Consider the following 19,949-nt stretch of genomic DNA (forward strand, 5'->3'; position numbering starts at 1 on the left):
CCAGCCCACGGAGACACCATGACCACCCGCCGCGACCCCTACGACGGCTTCCCCGGACGTGTCGGGCGTACCTTCGCCGACTCGGAGCCGGCCTGGCCACCGCGCCGCACCGCGCCGGACCGGGCCCCGAACATCGTCGTCGTACTCGTCGACGACATGGGCTACAGCGACATCGGCCCCTTCGGCTCAGAGATCGGCACCCCGGTCCTGGACACGCTGGCCGGACAGGGCGTACGGCTCACCAACTACCACACGATGCCGCTCTGTTCGCCCGCCAGGGCCGCCCTGCTCACCGGTCTCAACCCGCACCGCGTGGGCTACGCCATGGTCGCCAACTCCGACCCGGGCTTCCCCGGTTACGGCATGGAGATCGCCGACGACATCCCCACCCTCGCCGAGCTGCTCCACGACTCCGGCTACGCGACGTACGCCGTCGGGAAATGGCACCTCGTCCGCGACTCGGCGTCCAACGCCGCCGACCACCGCGGCAACTGGCCGCTCCAGAAGGGATTCGACCAGTACTACGGCGTCCTCGAAGGGCTCACCAGCCTCTTCCACCCCCACCAGTTGGTCCGCGACAACAGCCCCCTCGACATCGACGAGCTGCCCGACGGCTACTACTACACCGACGACATCACCGACCAGGCCATCTCCATGGTGAAGTCACTGCGCGCCCACGACCCGGACAAGCCGTTCTTCCTCTACCTCGCGCACAACGCGGTCCACGGCCCGCTCCAGGCCAAGGAGGAGGACATCGCCCGCCACCGCGGTCGCTACGACGACGGGTGGGACGCGCTGCGCGAGGGGCGGTTCGCCGCCCAGGTCGCCGCAGGTCTCTTCCCGCCCGGCACCGAACTCCCCGAGCGCAACAGCGAGGCCGGACTGGACGTGCCCGCCTGGGACTCGCTCACCGAGTACCAACGGCGGCTGTACGCGCGGTACATGGAGGTCTACGCGGCGATGGTCGACAACATCGACCAGAACCTGGGCCGCCTCACCGACACCCTCGAAGCGCTCGGCGAACTCGACAACACCATCATCGTGTTCACCTCGGACAACGGCGGCACCGGCGAGGGAGGCCTCGAAGGAACCCGCTCCTACTTCAGCCGCTTCGTCCACCACCCCGAGCTCCCCTCCGACTGGACCCCGGACGTCGACCGCGACCCCGAACTCATCGGCGGCCCCCGCAGCCTCGTCCACTACCCGCGCGGCTGGGGCATGGCCTCCAACACACCGTTCCGCCTCTACAAGGGACACACCTACGCGGGCGGCGTCCGCGTGCCCTTCGTGCTGTCCTGGCCCGACGGAATCAGGGACGGCCGCCTCACCCAGGGCGTGCGCCCGCAGTACCAGTACGTCACCGACATCGCCCCCACCCTCCTCGAACTCGCGGGGATCCCGCGGCCCGACAGGCGCGGTGGGACCCCGCTCCAGGACCCGGACGGCGTCAGCTTCACCCCCGTCCTCGCCGACCCCACCCACGCCTCCACCCACCCCGAGCAGTACTGCGAGATGACCGGCAACCGCAGCTACTACCGCGACGGCCACAAACTCGTCACCCTGCACCGCCCCGGCGCCCCCTACGACGACGCCGAGTGGGCGCTCTACGACATCCGCGCCGACCCCACCGAGATCCACGACCTCGCCGCCCAACACCCGGGCGTGGTAAAGGAGTTGTCGGCCGCCTGGGAGAGTGCGGCGTGGCGCAACGGGGTCTTCCCGCTGCCCGACGGAAGCGGCGCCCTGGCCCGCCGCAACCCCGCCGAGGAGCGCCTGGCGCGCCCTCTCACCCTGCTGCCCGGTACCCCGGAGCTCGAGCGCTACCGCTCCTCGCGGCTCATCTCGTTCCGCTCCTTCGGCATAGCGGTCGCCGTGGACTCGCCGGGCGAGGGCGTCCTCGTCTCGCACGGCGACCAGGGCGGCGGCTACGTCCTGTACGCGGAGGACGGCCGGCTGCGCTTCGCGTACAACGAGTACGGCGTGCTGCACGAGACCGACGCGGGGCCGCTGCCGGCGGCGCCCCATGAGATCACCGTCGCCGCGACCGCCGAGAAGGGGCTGCGCTGGCGGTTCTCCATCGCCGTCGACGGTGTGGAGCGCGCCGCGCCGGACAGCGTGCACCAGCTCATCGGCATGGCGCCGTTCCAGGGCATCAGCGTCGGTGTCGACCGCAAGTCGCCGGTGTCATGGCCGGTGTACGAGCGCCACGGCAGCTTCCGCCACCAGGGGCGGCTCAGGTCCGTGACCTACCGTCCCGGAGCGGCCGCGCCGGACTCCCCGGCGGCCGTGGCCGCCGCCCTGCGCGAGGCGGCGGCGGCCTTCGAGTGACCTCTTCCCTGCGTCCTCAGGCCGGCCGCAGCCAAACCGTCGCGAGCGGCGGCAGTGTCAGGCGGAGTGAGACGGGTCGGCCGTGGCTCGGTTCCGGGTCCGGCTTGAGGACACCGGAGTTGACGACGTCGCCGCCGCCGTACTGTGCCGCGTCCGTGTTGAGGGCCTCGGACCAGCCCGGGACCGAGTCCGGCACGCCGAGCCGGTAGTTCTCGCGGACCGCCGGGGAGAAGTTGCACACGGCCAGCAGGGGTGTGCCGTCCGCCGCGAACCGCAGGAACGCGAGGACGTTGTCGTCGGCCGCGTCCGCGGTGATCCACGAGAATCCCGCGGGCGTGGTGTCCTGCTCCCACAGGGCAGGCGCGGCCGCGTACTCGTGGTTGAGGTCGCGCACCAGGTCGAGGACCCCGCGGTGGTCCGGCTCGGCGTCGTAGGCCGGGTCGAGGAGCCACCAGTCAGGCCCGTGCGCCTCCGACCACTCGGCTCCCTGTGCGAACTCCTGCCCCATGAACAGGAGTTGCTTGCCGGGGTGGGCCCACATGAAGCCCAGGTACGCGCGGTGGTCGGCGCGCCGCTGCCACCAGTCGCCGGGCATCTTCGACACGAGGGCGCGCTTGCCGTGGACCACCTCGTCGTGCGAGAGGGGAAGCAGGTAGTTCTCGCTGTAGGCGTACACCATCGAGAACGTCAGCTCGTTGTGGTGGTACTTGCGGTGCACGGGCTCGTGCACGATGTACGCGAGGGAGTCATGGCTCCAGCCCATGTTCCACTTCAGGCCGAAGCCGAGGCCCCCGAAGCCGCCGGGGCCGGTGTGGTGGGTCTGCCGCGTGACGCCGTCCCACGCCGTCGACTCCTCGGCGATCGTCACGACACCCGGGCAGCGGCGGTACACCGTCGCGTTCATCTCCTGGAGGAAGGCCACGGCGTCGAGGTTCTCCCGGCCGCCGTGCTCGTTGGGCGACCACTGGCCCTCCTCACGCGAGTAGTCGAGGTAGAGCATGGAGGCCACCGCGTCGACCCGCAGGCCGTCGATGTGGAACTCCTCGCACCAGTACACGGCGTTGGCGACCAGGAAGTTGCGGACCTCCTTGCGGCCGTAGTCGAACTCGAGGGTGCCCCAGTCCGGGTGCTCGGCGCGGCGCGGGTCCTGCGGCTCGTACAGGGCGGTGCCGTCGAAGCCCGCCAGCGCCCAGTCGTCCTTCGGGAAGTGGGCCGGTACCCAGTCCATGATCACGCCGATACCCGCCTGGTGCAGGGTGTCGACCAGGTGGCGGAAGTCGTCGGGGGAGCCCATGCGCGACGTCGGCGCGTAGAGACCCGTGACCTGGTAGCCCCACGACCCGCCGAAGGGATGCTCCGACACGGGCATGAACTCGACGTGCGTGAAGCCCAGGTCACTCACGTAGGCGGCGAGCTGGTCGGCGAGCTCGCGGTAGGTCAGGCCCGGGCGCCAGGAGGGCAGATGGACCTCGTACACCGAGAAGGGCGCCGCGTGCACCGGGTGCTGCCCGCGCTGCTTCATCCACGCGGCGTCCCCCCACTTGTGGGAGGACGCCGTCACCACGGACGCTGTCGCGGGCGGTACCTCGGTGCGCTGGGCCAGCGGGTCCGCACGGACGGTGTGGGAACCGTCGGGGCGCGTGATGTCGAACTTGTACAGCGCTCCCTCGCCGACGCCCGGCAGGAACAGCTCCCACACACCCGACGAACCGAGCGACCGCATCGGGAACGCGGTCCCGTCCCAGGCGCAGAAGTCCCCGCAGACGCGCACGCCCCGGGCGTTGGGCGCCCACACCGTGAACCGGGTACCCGCGACCCCTTCGTGGGTCATCGGCTGGGCGCCGAGAGCGGTCCACAGCTCCTCGTGCCGCCCCTCGCCGATCAGATGCAGGTCGAACTCCCCGAGCGCGGGCAGGAAGCGATAGGGGTCATGGACCTTCCGCTCGTCGCCGTCGTACGTCACGAGCAGTGTGTACGCGGGAATCGCGTCGAGCGGCAGCACCCCGGCGAAGAGGCCGTCACCCTCGTCGCGGAGCTCCACGCGCCTGCCCTTGACCGACACGGCGACGGCCTGGGCATAAGGCCGCAGCACCCGGAACGCGACGCCGCCGTCCACCGGGTGCGCGCCGAGCAGGGAGTGCGGGTCGTGATGCTCACCCCACAGGAGGCGTCCGCGGTCCGCGCCGTCCAGCGCGGGGGCGGGCAGGACGGTGCGGCGACGGGGGCCGGGTTCGTCGGACAGGCCGACAGCGGCGGGGACGGAGGTCTTGCGAGCTGCCACGGTTCTGTCTCCTCGGGTGGGGTGTGGAGTTCTGCAGGCGGACAGCGGGGTTGCCGCCGCCTGGTTCAACGTGGTTCGGCGAGGCGGCTGATCGCCGCCATCGGCACCGGCAGCCAGTCGGGCCGGTGCCGCGCCTCGTACAGCACTTCGTAAAGCGCCCGGTCCGTCTCGTAGGCGCGGAGCAGGTCGGGTTCTTCACGCGGGTCCGACTTCGACTCGGCCGCGTAGCCGGCGCAGTAGGCGTCCCGGCAGCGCAGCGACCACTCGGGCCGCCAGGGCAGACGGGTGCGGGCCGCGTAGTCGAAGGAGCGGAGCATGCCCGCGACATCGCGTACGGGGGACTGCGCGTGGCGCCGTTCGGCGAGCGGGCGGGCGGGCTCGCCCTCGAAGTCGATGACGAACCACTGCTGCCCCGACCACAGCACCTGCCCCAGATGGAGGTCGCCGTGGATCCGTTGCGCGGGCCGCTCCGAGTCGACGAGCGCGAACGCGTCGAACGCGGCCCGCAGACCCGACGCGTGCGGGAGCAGCGCGGGCACGGAACGGGCCGTGGAGCCGAGGCGTTCGGCCATCGCGGCGGCGAGGTGCCGATTGCGGTCGGGTACGGGCGCGTCGACCGGGAAGGCCGCGGTCAGCGCAAGATGGATCTCGGCGGTCGCCCGCCCCAGCTCGTACGCCTCGTCGGTGAAGTCCCTGCCGGAGGCGAGCGAGCGGAGCGCGAGGGTCCAGCCGTCGTCCGCGTCGGGCAGGAACGGCTGCAGGACGCCGAGTGTCGCCTGCTGGGGCTGCGAGGTGCGGAACCACGCCACGGGTCCCGGCACGCGGGTGCAGCCCTGGCGGGCGAGCGCCCGCGGCACTTCCAGATCCGGGTTGACGCCGGCCTGGACACGCCGGAAGACCTTCAGGATGAACGAATCCCCGTACACGAGGGACGTGTTGGACTGCTCGGCGTCGAGGACGCGAGGCGTGAGTCCGGCCGGGACGGTCACTTGCGGGTCGCGTTCGAAGCGCAGCGGCCCGGCCGCGCCCGGGTGGCGCAGCCGCTCCAGGAGCAGTCCGGCCGACCGGGGCTCCTGGAGGGCGTCGTACACCATGAGGCCGGTCAGCGGACCCTCGGTCGCGCGGCCGATGAAGGCCGGCGCGAGCGAGGGCGGCAGCATCTCCCGTACACCGAGCAGGAGTTGGTAGAGATTGTCGGCGGGGGGTGTGCCGGAGCCCGAGCGGATCGCCTGCGCGGCATGTTCCGCGCGCACCAGCAGGTGCAGGCAGCCCGGGTGCAGCTCGGTCATCGAGGCCAGGGTCAGCCCGGTGACGGGCCGGCCCTTCCCCGCGAACCAGCGCTGCCGCGGCAGCCATTCGTGCAGCAGACCGGCGAGTGAGTTCAGCAGCAGAGAGGGGCTGACGCCGGTCGGACTCTGCAGTGCGGCCTTGGGCATGGCGACGACTCCTTTCGAGGGCGGACAGACGGACCCAGGGGCGTGGGGCCGCCGGTCACCACGCGGTGCTGACGGCTTCCTTGCGGAGCCGGAACCAGTAGAAGCCGTGGCCCGCGAGGGTCAGCAGGTACGGGAGCCGGCCGATGGCGGGGAAGCGGACCCCACCGATGAGCTCGACCGGGTGGCGGCCGTCGAAGGCCTGGAGGTCGAGTTCGGTGGGCTGCGCGAAGCGCGAGAAGTTGTGCACGCACAGCACGAGGTCGTCCTTGTATTCGCGCAGGAACGCGATCACGGCCGGGTTGGACGACGGGAGTTCCGTGTACGAGCCGAGGCCGAACGCCTCGTTCTGCTTGCGGATCTCGATCATCCGGCGCGTCCAGTGCAGGAGCGACGACGGGGACGACATCGAGGCCTCGACGTTCGTGACCTGGTAGCCGTAGACCGGGTCCATGATCGTGGGCAGGGAGAGGCGGCCGGGGTCGCTGGAGGAGAAGCCGGCGTTGCGGTCGGGGGTCCACTGCATCGGTGTGCGGACGGCGTCGCGGTCGCCGAGCCAGATGTTGTCGCCCATGCCGATCTCGTCGCCGTAGTAGAGGATCGGTGAGCCCGGCAGGGAGAGCAGCAGGGCGGTGAAGAGTTCGATCTGGTTGCGGTCGTTGTCGAGGAGGGGTGCGAGGCGGCGGCGGATGCCGATGTTGGCCCGCATGCGCGGGTCCTTGGCGTACTCCGCGTACATGTAGTCGCGTTCTTCGTCGGTGACCATTTCGAGCGTGAGCTCGTCGTGGTTGCGCAGGAAGATGCCCCACTGGCAACTCGACGGAATGGCAGGGGTTTTGGCGAGGATTTCCGAGACCGGGTAGCGCGACTCGCGGCGTACCGCCATGAAGATGCGCGGCATGACCGGGAAGTGGAACGCCATGTGGCACTCGTCGCCGCCGGAGGCGTAGTCGCCGAAGTAGTCGACCACGTCTTCAGGCCACTGATTGGCCTCGGCGAGCAGCACCGTGTCCGGGTAGTGCGCGTCGACCTCGGCCCGTACGCGCTTGAGGAAGGCGTGGGACGCGGGGAGGTTCTCGCAGTTGGTCCCCTCCTCGGCGTAGAGGTAGGGCACGGCGTCGAGCCGGAAGCCGTCGATGCCGAGGTCCAGCCAGAAGCGCAGAGCGGCGAGAATCTCCTCCTGGACGCGCGGGTTCTCGTAGTTGAGATCCGGCTGGTGGGAGAAGAAGCGGTGCCAGTAGTACTGCTGGCGCACCGGATCGAAGGTCCAGTTGGACGCCTCGGTGTCGACAAAGATGATTCGAGCGTCCTCGTACTGCTTGTCGTCGTCGGCCCAGACGTAGTAGTCGCCGTACGGGCCGGTGGGGTCCTTGCGGGACTCCTGGAACCACGGATGCTGGTCGCTGGTGTGGTTCATGACGAAGTCGATGATCAGGCGCATCCCGCGCTGGTGCGCGGCGTCGACGAACTCCACGAAGTCCGCGAGGTTACCGAACTCGGGCAGGACCGCCGTGTAGTCGGACACGTCGTAACCGCCGTCCCGCAGTGGGGACTTGAAGAACGGTGGCAGCCAAAGGCAGTCGACGCCGAGCCACTGGAGGTAGTCCAGCCTGGACGTGATCCCCTTGAGGTCGCCGACCCCGTCGCCGTTGCTGTCCTGGAAGGAGCGGACGAGGACCTCGTAGAAGACGGCACGTTTGAACCAGTCGGGATCCCTGTCCTTGGTGGGGGTGTCCTCGAAGGTGTCCTGGACGGGCTTGTTGACGATCATGTGGTGGGTGACCCTCCGGTGGGCGGTGAGGACGGTCGCAGGACGGTGAGGATGTGCGCGGGCGCGCGGCCCGGTTCCAGGCGCACGAAGTTCGTCCTGCCCCATTGGTATGTCTCGCCGGTCAGCTCGTCGCGGACCGGAACGCTCGCGTGCGCGTCGAGTCCGAGCTGAGGCATGTCCAGAGAAACCGTGGCCTCTTGGGTGTGGTGGGGGTCGAGGTTGACGACCACCACGACCGTGTCGGGGCCCGAGCGCTTGCTGTACGCGATCAGCGAGTCGTTGTCGGTGTCGTGGAAGTGGAGGTTCCTGAGCCGGCGCAGGGCGCTGTGGCTGCGCCTGACGCGGTTCAGGGTGGTGATGAGCGGGGCGATGGAGCGCCCCCCGCGCTCGGCCGACTCCCAGTCGCGCGGGCGCAGTTCGTACTTCTCCGAGTGGAGGTACTCCTCGCTGCCCTCGCGGACCGGGGTGTTCTCGCAGAGCTCGTACCCGGCGTACATCCCCCAGGTCGGGGAGAGCGTGGCCGCGAGCACGGCGCGGACCTCGAAGGCGCGGCGGCCGCCCCTGCGGAGGTAGCCGGGCAGGATGTCGGGCGTGTTCACGAACAGGTTGGGACGCATGTAGGCGGCCGTGTCCCGGGAGAGCTCCGTGAGGTACTCGGTGAGCTCCTGCTTCGTGTCGCGCCACGTGAAGTACGTGTACGACTGCTGGAAACCGGCCTTGGCGAGCGCCTGCATGATGGCGGGCCGGGTGAAGGCCTCGGCCAGGAACACGACGTCCGGGTCGCTGCGGTTGATGTCGGAGATCACCCGCTCCCAGAACACGACCGGCTTCGTGTGCGGGTTGTCGACACGGAAGACGCGGACCCCGTGACGCATCCAGAAGCGCAGGATCCGGGCCGTCTCCTCGATCAGCCCCGGCATGTCCTGGTCGAAGGCGATCGGGTAGATGTCCTGATACTTCTTCGGCGGGTTCTCCGCGTACGCGATCGTGCCGTCGGGGCGGTGCTGGAACCACTCCGGGTGCTTCTCCACCCACGGGTGGTCCGGCGAGCACTGCAGCGCGAAGTCGAGCGCGATCTCCAGATCGAGGTCCTCGGCCCGGCGCACGAACGCGTCGAAGTCCTCCAGGGTGCCGAGGTCCGGGTGGATCGCGTCATGACCGCCCTCCGGCGAGCCGACCGCCCACGGCACCCCAACATCCCACCGGTCGGCCGACAGACTGTTGTTCGGCCCCTTGCGGAAGGTGGTGCCGATGGGGTGGATCGGCGGCAGGTAGACCACGTCGAAACCCATGGCGGCGATGGCGGGAAGGCGCTCCGCCGCGGTGCGGAAGGTGCCGCTCACCGGGCGCTCCCCGTCGCGGACCACGGCGCCCTCGGAGCGCGGGAACATCTCGTACCAGGCCCCGTACAGCGCCCGTTCGCGCTCCACGAGCAGCGGCAAGGGCGCCGAGCGGGAGACGTGTTCGCGCAGCGGGTGCGCCGCCAGTGCGGCGCTCACGTCCGGCGCGAGGGCCGCCGCGTGGCGGGTGGCGGGCGACCGGTCCTCGTCGCGGAGCGCGTCCGCGGCCGCGAGGACCGCGTCCCGGCCCGGACCTTCCGGAACGCGGGCGGCGGCCCGCTCGTGCAGCGCTGCGCCCTCCTCCAGGATCAGCTCCGTGTCGATCCCCGCCGGGACCTTGATGCCCGCGGACCGGCGCCACGAGGACACGGGATCGACCCATGCCTCCACCGAGTACGTCCAGTTGCCCACGGCCGTAGGGGTGACCTCGGCACCCCAGCGGTCGCTGCCGGGGGCGAGTTCGCGCATCGGGGTCCACGGGCCGGGCCGTCCGTCGGGGTCTCGGAGCACGACATTGGCGGCGACTGCGGCGTGGCCCTCGCCGAAGAGCGTGGCGGAGACCTCGAACGTCTCGCCCGGGACCGCCTTCGCCGGACGCCTGCCGCAGTCGACGGCCGGGAGTACGTCCACGATCGGGACGCGGCCCGTCACCGTGCCTGGGTTCATCAGTTGCACCTCCGCCGTGCTCGAGGCAGGCCAGCTCCAGGTCAGGGGCCCGCCGGGTTCACATGCGCCACGGGACGCGCTGTCATTCGCACACCAGTTGGCCCGGCGCGCAGCCGGGCACAGCAGGGTGTCATCGACGGCCTGCGTCCCTCCGGCGACACGGTACGGGAGCCGACCGGGCTCGGCCTGTCGGGAAATGTCCCGGTTCAGGCGTGTCGGCCGGCGTCCCACTTCTGCCGGAGGTCGACGTCACCGCCCGCTGAGGGCGGCGACGGCGACCGCGGGTGCCGCGAGCGGCGGGGCGGCCATGGGCGGATGCTCCACGGTGGGGCGGAGATAGCTCTCGGCCGCGTCGGCGGCCTCGCGGCCGCAGCGCTTCCCCATCAGCACGCACAGGGTGTAGGCCGCGTCCTCGAAGTGCTCCCGCACCTGGCGGTCGGCGGGCGCCGCGAGCCGCAGACGTTCCCATGCGCGGTACTGCGCCAGACGACTGGCGACTTGGGTTTTGGTAGGCAGCAACATGTGGCTGTTCACTTCCCACTCTTCATGCGCACGGTGCACCGGGTCGGTGCGCGGGGGCCGTGCACGGAGAGGCACCGAACCGCTACGCCGATCGGTACCCCGTTCCATGGTGCATTTGGCGGTACTTCCCGTCCTGTTGGAGCTTCAACGACGCCGCGGCCGACTCCTCGGGTTGCACGAATGGAGTAGCGCTCCCATCCTGAGGCTGACTCAGGAGCGATCAGTGCTCACGCTACGTGTTCGGGGTACGGCCCGTAGGGGGCGAACGACGAGCGGGAGCTTCGCCGGTGAGGAGCCGAAGACGATGAATACAGCAGTGCCCTGCTACTACCACCTCGACGTCGAGGTCAGTTCGGAGCGTGTCGGGCAGGTCAGGCGCATTCTGGCCGCCCACCTCCGGTACTGGAAGCTGGACCTTCTCGTCGAGCCCGTGTGCCGCGGCGTCGAGGTGTTGCTTCACACGATCGACGAGCACGCGAGGGACAAGAACACCACGGTCGAGATGTGGTGGAACGGACAGCACCTGATCACCGCGGTGTCGGACCACGAGCGCGACCTGCCGGGCCCGCACTACGCCCCGCAAGGGTGCCTCGCGGAGATCGCCGCGCTGAGCGATGGCTGGGGCGGCTGCGCCATGGCCACGGGAAAGATCATCTGGTTCTCGCGCCGTGCCCGCCTCGGCGAACGCGCCCCGCTGCTCCCGGTCGGACCCGCGCCGAGCATCGGCGAAGAGCTCGAGATGCCGCGCGAGGTGCAGGTCCCCGCGTTCGCGAGCTCGGTGGTCACGGATCCGCTCGTGTCCGCCGCCCCGACAGCCCGTGCGCGCGGGCCCGAACTGTCCGTCCCACGCAGGGTGGTGTGCCCGGCGCCGGCGATGTGACATCAGCACCGCGCTCCGTCAGGAGCGCATCGCACCGGGCCGCGGTCTGCTCCGGCAGTCGTGGCCCGGCGGCGTGCGGGGACGCCGGCACACCAGGGCCGGGCGCGCGGCAGACGAGGTGCGGGCGGCGCGGTGACGACGCCGACACCAAGATCATCCGTACGGTGGCCGAATGCTCACCTGGACCGGACGCCCCTATCCACTCGGCGCGGCATTCGACGGCGACGGAACGAACTTCGCCCTGTTCACGGAGGTCGCCGAACGCGTCGACCTCGTCCTCCTCCACGACGACGGCAGCCACGACACGATCACCATGACCGAGGTCGACGGCTTCGTATGGCACTGCTATCTGCCCGCCGTCGGCCCCGGCCAGCGCTACGGCTACCGCGTGCACGGCCCGTGGGACCCTGCGGCGGGCCACCGCTGCAACCCCGCGAAGCTGCTCCTCGACCCGTACGCCACCGCCGTCGACGGGCAGATGGACAACGACCCCTCACTGTTCGAGCGGACGGCCGCCGGGCCGTCCCCGGCCGACAGCGCGGAACACACCCTTGTGGCCGTGGTGACCGACGGCGCCTTCGACTGGGGCAACGACCGCCCGCCCCTGCACCCGTACGCCGACTCCGTCATCTACGAGGCCCACGTCCGCGGCCTGACCCGCACCCACCCGAAGGTCCCCGAGAAGCTGCGCGGCACCTACGCGGGCCTCGCGCATCCGGCGGTCATCGAGCACCTGACCTCGCTCGGCGTGACAGCGGTCGAGCTGATGCCGGTGCACCAGTTCGCGCAGGACGGCTTCCTGCGTGACCAGGGTCTGTCGAACTACTGGGGCTACAGCACGATCGGCTTCTTCGCGCCGCACAACGCGTACGCCGCGCAGGGCACCCGCGGCCGGCAGGTCACCGAGTTCAAGTCGATGGTGAAGGCGCTGCACGCGGCCGGCCTCGAAGTGATCCTCGACGTCGTCTACAACCACACCGCCGAAGGCAACGAGAACGGCCCCACGCTCTCCTTCCGCGGCATCGACAACGCCTCCTACTACCGGCTCGTCGACGGCGACCCGGCGCACTACTACGACACCACCGGCACCGGGAACAGCCTGCTGATGCGGCACCCCAACGTGCTCCAGCTCATCATGGACTCCCTGCGGTACTGGGTCACCGAGATGCACGTCGACGGTTTCCGGTTCGACCTGGCGGCGACGCTGGCCCGGCAGTTCCACGAGGTGGACCGGCTCTCCGCGTTCTTCGACCTGATCCAGCAGGACCCGGTGATCGGCCGCGTCAAGCTCATCGCCGAGCCGTGGGACGTCGGCGAGGGCGGCTACCAGGTCGGCAACTTCCCGCCCAGGTGGTCCGAATGGAACGGCAAGTACCGGGATTCCGTACGGGACTTCTGGCGCTCCGGTGAGAACACCCTCGCCGAGTTCGCCTCCCGGCTCACCGGCTCCTCCGACCTCTACCAGCACGACAGCCGCCGCCCGCGCGCCAGCGTCAACTTCGTCACCGCCCACGACGGTTTCACGCTGCGCGACCTGGTCTCGTACAACGACAAGCACAACGAGGCCAACGGCGAGAACAGCCAGGACGGCGAGAGCGCCAACCGGTCCTGGAACTGCGGCGCCGAGGGCCCGACCGACGACGAAGGCGTGCTCGAACTGCGCGGCCGCCAGCAGCGCAACTTCCTCGCCACCCTGCTGCTCTCCCAGGGCATCCCCATGCTCGCCCACGGCGACGAGCTGGGCCGCACCCAGCAGGGCAACAACAACGCCTACTGCCAGGACAACGAGATCTCCTGGATCGACTGGCGCCTGAGCGGCGAACAGCGCGAGCTGATGGAGTTCACCCGGCGCACCATCGCCCTGCGCGCCGCCCACCCGGTACTGCGCCGCCGCCGCTTCTTCCGCGGCGACACCGCCACACACCAGGGCCAGCCGCTGCCCGACCTCGTGTGGCTGCGCCCGGACGCGCGCGAGATGACGGACGACGACTGGCAGCGCGGCGACGCCCACTCGGTCGCCGTGTTCCTCAACGGCGACGCCATCGCCGAGCCCACTCCGTACGGCCGGCCGGTGGTCGACGACTCCTTCCTGCTGCTCCTCAACAGTTACTGGAAGCCGGTCCGCTTCCGCCTCCCGGACGCCACCTACGGCGAGCGGTGGACCACCCGGATCGACACCACCGACCCGCAAGGTGTCGCGGACGAGATGGAACACAAGCCGGGCACCGATGTGCTGGTCGAGGCCCGCAGCCTGATCCTGCTGTCCCGGGAGGCCAGGACAGCACCCGGCGCGGAGGACTGAACGCGCCGTCCGGTGGGCCGGTCCCGTGACCGGCCCACCGGACGACAACGCCGGCTCAGGCCCGCTTCAGCCGCAGCGTCACCAGCTCGAAGGGGCGCAGCGACAGCGTGATCCGGTCGCCTTCGCGCACCGGGTCCGCCGCGTCGGCGAGCGGACGCTCCAGGAGGTCCGTCGCCGTCGCGGCCGCGACCTCGAAGCCCGCCGTGAGCGCGGCGCGCACCCGGCCGCCGCGGGACTCGTGGAAGCGGACCACGACGTCGCCACTGCCGTCGTCGGCCAGCTTGACCGCGGTCACCACGACCGCGTCACTGTCGACGTCCACCAGCGGAGCGACCTCGCCGGAGCCGGTCACGTGGCGCTCGGGCAGGTTGATCCGGTAGCCCTCGCGGACCGCGTCCCCGATCTCCGCGCCCGGCACCAGCGCGTGCCGGAAGCGGTGCACACCCTGGTCGGTCTCGGGGTCGGGGAAGCGCGGCGCGCGCAGCAGCGAGACACGGACGGTGGTCGTCGTGCCCGAGTCGCTGTCCCGCACGGTCCGCGTCACGTCATGGCCGTACGTCGAGTCGTTCACGAGCGAGACTCCCCAGCCGGGCTCCTCGACGTGCACGAACCGGTGGTTACACGCCTCGAACTTGGCGGCTTCCCAGCTGGTGTTGGTGTGCGTGGGCCGGTAGAAGTGCCCGAACTGCGTCTCGGACGCGTACCGCTCGGCGTGGACGTCCAGCGGGAACGCCAGCTTCAGGAACTTCTCCGTCTCGTGCCAGTCGACCTCCGTGTCGATGCCGAGCCGCCGCTCGCCCGCCGTCAGCGAGAGGACCTGCGTGACGCGTGAGTCTCCGAAGCTGCGCACGACGCGCACCGACGTGCCCTCGCCGGGGGCCACCTCGTCGGCGTCCACAAGATCCGTGACGGTGTTGCGGTAGAACTCGTCGACGTCCCACGCGTCCCACATGTTCGGGAAGTCCGGGTGGATCTGGAGCAGGTTCGCGGCGCGCCCCGGCGCCACGGTCTCGCGACCCGCGACGAGGTCGTACGCGGACACGACCAGGCCCCGGTCGTCGATCTCGACCCGCAACAGCCCGTTGTCCAGGACGAATCCGCCCGCCGCGCGCGAAGCGATCGCGGCCTCGCCCTCGATGACGGGGTTACGGGCGCCGCCCGCGGGCACGCCGTCGCGGGTGTGCGGCGCCGAGTTGAAGACGAGCGTTCCCGAGCCCTCACCGGCCAGAGACCGCTGAGCCGCCCCGATGATGCCGTTCAGCTCCTCCGCGACCCGCTCGTACGTCCTGCGCGCCTCGCGGTGCACCCAGGCGATCGACGAGCCGGGCAGGATGTCGTGGAACTGGTGCAGCAGCACCGTCTTCCAGATCCGGTCCAACCCCTCGTACGGGTAAGGGAATCCGGCCCGCACCGCCGCGGTCGCCGCCCACAGCTCGGCCTCGCGCAGCAGGTGCTCGCTGCGCCGGTTGCCCTGCTTCGTCTTCGCCTGGGAGGTCAGTGTGGCGCGGTGCAGTTCGAGGTAGAGCTCGCCGACCCACACGGGCGGGTCCGGGTACTCCGCCTCGGCCTTCTTGAAGAACTCCTCCGGTGTCTCCCACACCACCGTCGCGGACCCTTCGAGATCACGGAGCCGGGCCGCCTTCGCGACCATCTCGCGCGTCGTGCCGCCGCCCCCGTCACCCCAGCCGGTCGGCGCGAGCGAGTGCCGGGCGACCCCCTTGTCCTTGAAGTTCTTCGCCGCGTGGGCGATTTCGCTGCCCTTCATGGAGCAGTTGTACGTGTCCACGGGCGGGAAGTGCGTGAAGATCCGGGTGCCGTCGATGCCCTCCCACTGGAACGTGTGGTGAGGGAACTTGTTGGTCTGCGACCACGAAATCTTCTGTGTGAGCAGCCACTTGGAGCCCGCGGCCTTGATGATCTGCGGCAGCCCCGCGGCGAATCCGAAGGTGTCGGGCAGCCACGCCTCGTCGTTCTCGATCCCGAACTCGTCGAGGAAGAACCGCTTGCCGTGCACGAACTGACGGGCCATCGCCTCCGAGCCCGGCATGTTGGTGTCCGACTCCACCCACATGCCGCCCGCCGGCACGAACCGGCCGTCGGCGACCGCCTTCTTCACCCGCGCCCACACCTCGGGCCGGTGCTCCTTGACCCAAGCCCACTGCTGGGCCTGCGACATGGCGAACACGAAGTCGGGCTCGTCCTCCAGGAGCGCCGTCATGTTGGACGTCGTCCGCGCCACCTTGCGCACCGTCTCGCGCAGCGGCCACAGCCACGCCGAGTCGATGTGCGCGTGACCGACGGCGCTGATGCGGTGCGCCGACGGGACCGCGGGCGCGGAGAGGACAGCCGTCAGCCGCTCTCGGGCGGCGGCCGCCGTGCCGTTCACGTCCTGGAGGTCGAGCGTGTCGAGCGCGCGCTCCACGGCGCGCAGGATGTCGTAGCGCCGCGCGGACTCCACCGGCAGCTCGGCCATCAGCTCGCCGAGCACTTCGAGATCCATGACGAGCTGCCACACGGTCTCGTCGAGGACCGCGAGATCCATCCGCGCCAGCGTGTACTGCGGCTCGCTGCCCGCGGTCTCCTTGTCGCCCAACTGCGTGGGCAGGAAGGGGTGATAGTCGAGGATGACCGGGTTGGACGCCGCCTCGATGTGCAGGCGGACCTCCTCGCCGCCCTCCACCGGGGCGCCGACGCGCACCCACTGGTTGCGCGGATTGAGCCCCTTCACGGGGGTGCCGTCCGGGCGGTAGACCAGGCCCTCGCACTGGAAGCCGGGCATGTTCTCGTCGAAGCCGAGGTCGAGGATCGCCTCGACGGTCCGGCCCGCCCAGGCCTCGGGCACCGTCCCGGTGACGCGGAACCAGCAGGTGGCCCACGGAGCGCCCCAGCGCGCGCCCACCGCGATCGGCTCGGGCGCCGCCGCGAGCCCTTCATCGACCGGAACCGGCTCACCCGGCGCGTTCCACACCGCGACGTCCAGCGGCACGGACTCCGGGTACACGGCGGGTCGGATGCGCTCGTCGAGGACGCGCTTGAGACGGGCTTCGACCAGGGTGCGGTCGTCATGCATGAGGGGTACTCCGTAAGGTCCGAGGTGCGGGTGATTACCAGGCGGGGCGGGTGGGACGCTGTACAACTCCCCGACGCGGCGCACCTCGAATCGTGCGGTCCGCATCGGGTTCGACCGGTTACGGAGCCGTGCCGACGGTCCGTGTGACGTGGTCCGGTGTGACCACTTCGGTGATGCCGCGCGCGGCCAGATGTTCCTTGTCGTGCGCTCGGCTCGCCAGGACAGTCGTGGGCCGGGCCCCGTCGGCAGTGAGCCGGGCGAACGCCTCGAAGACGGCGCCGCCGGGCGCGCACACCGAGCGGTGTGGGGCCGCCTCGTCGTCACCCGCGTCTACGACGAGCGCGGTGGTGCGGGGCGCAGGGGTACGCGGCTGCGCCCGCCGGTCCGCGACGATGCGGGCGAGGGCCCTCGCCGCGGGTTTCGGCTGCCGCTCGCTCGTCAACAGGCCCAGGCTGTACTCGAGTTCGGGAAAATCGGCGAGATCACGGCTGACGTCGTGCGAGCACCACCAGGTCACGCCCCACAGGTCGGGGCAGTCGAGGGCGTTCTCGACGGTGGCCTCGGTGAAGTGCGCGGCGTGCTCGGCCGGGACGAGCGGCGCGGGCGCGCCGACCTCCTGCAGCCAGACGGGCCGGTGCGGATCGCCGGCCCAGGCCTTGGACAGCTCGACGAGGTACGCGGCATGGTGCTCGGTCGCCGTCCCGGTGCGGCCGTGGCGCTGCGCCGTGCCGTTGAACACCCACGAATGCACCGCGGTCAGCGCGCCGATCCGAGCGGAGTGCGCGGGCGTGAACGGCTGGTCGTCCTGGTACCAGGCGGCGTCGTACGAGGCGTGCAGATGGGTCCGCCCCGGCGCGCCCTCCTCGCACGCGGCGAGCACTCGCCCGAGCCAACTCCCCGCCTGCTCCGGCGTGATGCGGTCCGGGTCGGGGTGCGGTCCGGCCGCGAACTGGTTGACCTCGTTGCCGATCGTCATGCCGATGAAGTTGGGCCGGTCGGCGAGCGCCCCCGCGAGGGTGCGCAGGTACGCCTCCTGGCCCTCGACCACGTCGGGGTCGGTGAAGAGGTTCCGCCGGTGCCAGGTCTGCGTCCATGCGGGCAGGAAGTCGAAGCTCGACAGATGCCCTTGCAGGCCGTCCACGTTGACATCGAGCTCCCGCTCGGCCGCCGCGTCGGCGAGCTGGACGAGCTGCTCGACGGCGCGGGGGCGGATGAGGGTGCGGTTGGGCTGGAAGTACGGCCACAGCGGGAACACCCGGATGTGGTCGAGTCCCAGCGCGGCGATCGAGTCGAGATCGGCGCGCACGGCGTCGAGGTCGAAGTCGAGCCAGTGGTGGAACCACCCCTGGCTGGGCGTGTAGTTGACGCCGAAGCGCACGGCAGAAGTCATGCGGAGTCCTGGTTCTTTGGTACGTGGGGGCCTCGGTGGAGAGGTGTCCGCCCGGTACGGGGTCAGCCCTTGACGGCTCCCTCGCCGACCCCGCGGAAGAAGTACCGCTGGAGGCAGGCGAAGAGGATGATCAGCGGCGCGACGGCGATGATCGTGCCGGCCGCGACGATCCGCTCGTCATTGGCGAAGGTGCCGTGCAGATAGTTCAGGCCGATGGTGAGAGTGAACTTCGCCGGGTCGCTGAGCACGATGAGTGGCCACAGGAAGTCGTCCCAGGCGCCCATGAAGGCGAAGATCGCCACGACCGCGAGGGTGCCCTTCACGGACGGCAGCGCGATCCGCAGGAACCTCTGCCAGGCGTTCGCCCCGTCGACGAAGGCGGCTTCCTCGATCTCGTACGGCAGGTTCAGGAACGCGTTGCGCATCAGCAGGACGTTCATGGCGGCGATGCAGCCCGGCAGGACCACCCCCACGAGGGTGTTGTTGAGGCCGAGTTCGCGCATCGTCGTGAACTGCGCGATGACGATGCTCTCGACGGGCACCAGCATGGCGAGAATGAACACGAGGGTGGCGATCTTCCGGCCGCGGTAGCGCAGCCGGGCCAGTGCGTAACCCGCGAGCGCGGAGCCGACGCAGTTGGTGACCACGTTGGCGGTGGCGACCTTCAGGGAGTTGAGCGCGTAGTCCCAGACGGGAATGGTGTCGGCGACGCGTTCGTAGTTGTGGAGCGTGGGATCGCCCGGCAGGAACTTCGGTGGGGAGCTGAAGATGTCCTCGTGCGTTCCCTTGAGCGAGGTGGACAGCTGCCAGAGGAAGGGGCCGACGGTGATCGCGAGCACGGCGAGCAGCAGCGCGTAGCGCAGTACGAGTTCCCAGAGGCGGATGCGCCGGCCGTTCTCGTCGGTGACGCGCGGTGCGCGGCGGCGCCGAACGGGCTTGTGCGCCTGGGCAGTTGTGGCGCGGACGTCCTCGGTGACGCTCACGCGTCCTCCTTGCGGTCGGCGCGGAGCACGAGCAGCATCAGCGCGACGGTGACGACGAACACGACGACGGAGATCGCCGAGGCGTATCCGACGCGGCCGGTCAGGCCCGTGCCGGTGCGCTGCACGAGCATCACGAGCGTGGTGTCCTCGCCCGCGGGGCCACCGTTCGGCCCCGCCATCAGATAGACCTCGGAGAACACCTTGAAGGCGGCGACCGAGGACAGCGCGGCGACCAGGACCATGGTGGAGCGCACCGCGGGCACGGTGACGGTGAAGAAGCGGCGCACCGCGCCCGCACCGTCCACCGAGGCGGCCTCATGCAGTTCCCGCGGCACGTTGGCCAGCGCCGCCAGGTAAATGATCATGTAGTAGCCGAGGCCCTTCCAGACCGTGACGGCCATGGCGCTCAGCAGGAGCAGCCACTGGTCGCTGAGGAAGCCGACCTTGCCGATCCCGACGGCTTCGAGCAGTGAGTTCACCAGACCGCGCTCGTCCAGCATCCACACCCAGATCAGGCCGACCACGACGATGGACGCGACCACCGGCGTGTAGAAGGCCGACCGGAAGAAGGTGATGCCCGGGATGTTCTTCTGGACGAGGAGTGCGAGCAGTAGCGGAAGGAGTACGAGGGCGGGACGACCCCGACCATGTACAGGACGCTGTTGCGCAGCCCCGTCCAGAACATGTCGTCGTGCAACAGCTCCCGGAAATTGGCCAGGCCCACGAACTCGCCGGGGATCAGGGTCCGCCGGTCGGTGAAGGCGTTGACCACGGTGGAGACGAACGGATACAGGATGAAGACGGCGACGACCAGCAGCCCGGGGGCGGCGAACAGCCAGGGGCTGGTGGGCAGATGGCGTCTGACGCGGGAGACGGGCCGCTCGCCCGAGGCCTTCGCGTGTGACGTCACATCGGCGTTCGCGGCGGTCTCGGCGGCGGTCTTCACGGTCGGAAGGGGACTCGTCATGATGTACGGCTCCGGG

The 19,949-nt window shown here is 70.3% G+C and carries 11 protein-coding genes and 1 pseudogene; 3 read left to right on the forward strand and 9 right to left on the reverse strand.

The annotated features are described in order from the left end of the window. Positions 1 to 18 precede the first annotated feature (18 nt). Positions 19 to 2,328: an arylsulfatase gene (locus tag AC07EJ_RS01955; RefSeq protein WP_389490176.1), complete on the forward strand. Its 2,310-nt coding sequence runs from the start codon at positions 19 to 21 to the stop codon at positions 2,326 to 2,328. A 16-nt stretch (positions 2,329 to 2,344) separates the two neighbouring features. On the opposite strand, the gene glgB is transcribed toward AC07EJ_RS01955, so the two are convergent. The 5 genes from glgB to AC07EJ_RS01980 all read right to left on the reverse strand — a co-directional run bounded on the left by glgB (position 2,345) and on the right by AC07EJ_RS01980 (position 10,341). Continuing rightward, positions 2,345 to 4,570 (reverse strand): 1,4-alpha-glucan branching enzyme, encoded by a 2,226-nt coding sequence (gene glgB, locus AC07EJ_RS01960; protein WP_478883663.1) that lies wholly within the window; start codon positions 4,568 to 4,570, stop codon positions 2,345 to 2,347. A 104-nt stretch (positions 4,571 to 4,674) separates the two neighbouring features. Continuing rightward, positions 4,675 to 6,045, reverse strand: coding sequence for a maltokinase N-terminal cap-like domain-containing protein (locus AC07EJ_RS01965; protein WP_389490178.1), 1,371 nt, complete (start codon positions 6,043 to 6,045; stop codon positions 4,675 to 4,677). A gap of 55 nt (positions 6,046 to 6,100) precedes the next feature. Further along, the gene (gene treS, locus AC07EJ_RS01970) at positions 6,101 to 7,813 is read right to left on the reverse strand and encodes a maltose alpha-D-glucosyltransferase (protein WP_393585037.1); all 1,713 of its coding nucleotides are present in this window, start codon (positions 7,811 to 7,813) and stop codon (positions 6,101 to 6,103) included. Beyond that, positions 7,810 to 9,819: an alpha-1,4-glucan--maltose-1-phosphate maltosyltransferase gene (locus AC07EJ_RS01975; protein ID WP_478883535.1), complete on the reverse strand. Its 2,010-nt coding sequence runs from the start codon at positions 9,817 to 9,819 to the stop codon at positions 7,810 to 7,812. Before AC07EJ_RS01975 ends, treS begins: the two co-directional genes overlap by 4 nt. Before the next feature lie 249 nt (positions 9,820 to 10,068). Then, on the reverse strand, positions 10,069 to 10,341 hold the full coding sequence (locus AC07EJ_RS01980; RefSeq protein ID WP_389490194.1) for a DUF5133 domain-containing protein: 273 nt from the start codon (positions 10,339 to 10,341) through the stop codon (positions 10,069 to 10,071). A gap of 304 nt (positions 10,342 to 10,645) precedes the next feature. Here AC07EJ_RS01980 and AC07EJ_RS01985 point away from each other — a divergent pair, with 304 nt between their 5' ends. Together AC07EJ_RS01985 and glgX are read left to right on the forward strand one after the other, a co-directional pair. Beyond that, on the forward strand, positions 10,646 to 11,221 hold the full coding sequence (locus AC07EJ_RS01985; protein WP_478883536.1) for a pep a2: 576 nt from the start codon (positions 10,646 to 10,648) through the stop codon (positions 11,219 to 11,221). A gap of 172 nt (positions 11,222 to 11,393) precedes the next feature. Further along, on the forward strand, positions 11,394 to 13,523 hold the full coding sequence (glgX, locus tag AC07EJ_RS01990; protein ID WP_393585039.1) for a glycogen debranching protein GlgX: 2,130 nt from the start codon (positions 11,394 to 11,396) through the stop codon (positions 13,521 to 13,523). A 55-nt stretch (positions 13,524 to 13,578) separates the two neighbouring features. On the opposite strand, the gene AC07EJ_RS01995 is transcribed toward glgX, so the two are convergent. From AC07EJ_RS01995 to AC07EJ_RS02010, 4 genes and pseudogenes are all read right to left on the reverse strand, one after another. Continuing rightward, the gene (locus tag AC07EJ_RS01995; protein ID WP_478883537.1) at positions 13,579 to 16,593 is read right to left on the reverse strand and encodes an alpha-mannosidase; all 3,015 of its coding nucleotides are present in this window, start codon (positions 16,591 to 16,593) and stop codon (positions 13,579 to 13,581) included. A 118-nt stretch (positions 16,594 to 16,711) separates the two neighbouring features. After that, positions 16,712 to 17,983 (reverse strand): glycoside hydrolase 5 family protein, encoded by a 1,272-nt coding sequence (locus AC07EJ_RS02000; protein WP_389488910.1) that lies wholly within the window; start codon positions 17,981 to 17,983, stop codon positions 16,712 to 16,714. Between the two features lie 62 nt (positions 17,984 to 18,045). After that, the gene (locus tag AC07EJ_RS02005) at positions 18,046 to 18,966 is read right to left on the reverse strand and encodes a carbohydrate ABC transporter permease (RefSeq protein ID WP_389488912.1); all 921 of its coding nucleotides are present in this window, start codon (positions 18,964 to 18,966) and stop codon (positions 18,046 to 18,048) included. After that, positions 18,963 to 19,933, reverse strand: a pseudogene (locus AC07EJ_RS02010) (carbohydrate ABC transporter permease). The gene AC07EJ_RS02005 and the pseudogene AC07EJ_RS02010 overlap by 4 nt, the downstream one beginning before the upstream one ends. Between the last annotated feature and the right edge of the window lie 16 nt (positions 19,934 to 19,949).

The organism is Streptomyces sp. NPDC045026 (assembly GCF_056432625.1).

Coding starts and splice junctions, on each gene's coding strand:
- AC07EJ_RS01975 (WP_478883535.1), bottom strand. CDS start 9,819: ATGAACCCAGGCACGGTGACGGGCCGCGTCCCGATCGTGGACGTACTC.
- AC07EJ_RS01965 (WP_389490178.1), bottom strand. CDS start 6,045: ATGCCCAAGGCCGCACTGCAGAGTCCGACCGGCGTCAGCCCCTCTCTG.
- AC07EJ_RS01985 (WP_478883536.1), top strand. CDS start 10,646: ATGAATACAGCAGTGCCCTGCTACTACCACCTCGACGTCGAGGTCAGT.
- AC07EJ_RS02000 (WP_389488910.1), bottom strand. CDS start 17,983: ATGACTTCTGCCGTGCGCTTCGGCGTCAACTACACGCCCAGCCAGGGG.
- AC07EJ_RS01980 (WP_389490194.1), bottom strand. CDS start 10,341: ATGTTGCTGCCTACCAAAACCCAAGTCGCCAGTCGTCTGGCGCAGTAC.
- treS (WP_393585037.1), bottom strand. CDS start 7,813: ATGATCGTCAACAAGCCCGTCCAGGACACCTTCGAGGACACCCCCACC.
- glgX (WP_393585039.1), top strand. CDS start 11,394: ATGCTCACCTGGACCGGACGCCCCTATCCACTCGGCGCGGCATTCGAC.
- AC07EJ_RS01995 (WP_478883537.1), bottom strand. CDS start 16,593: ATGCATGACGACCGCACCCTGGTCGAAGCCCGTCTCAAGCGCGTCCTC.
- AC07EJ_RS01955 (WP_389490176.1), top strand. CDS start 19: ATGACCACCCGCCGCGACCCCTACGACGGCTTCCCCGGACGTGTCGGG.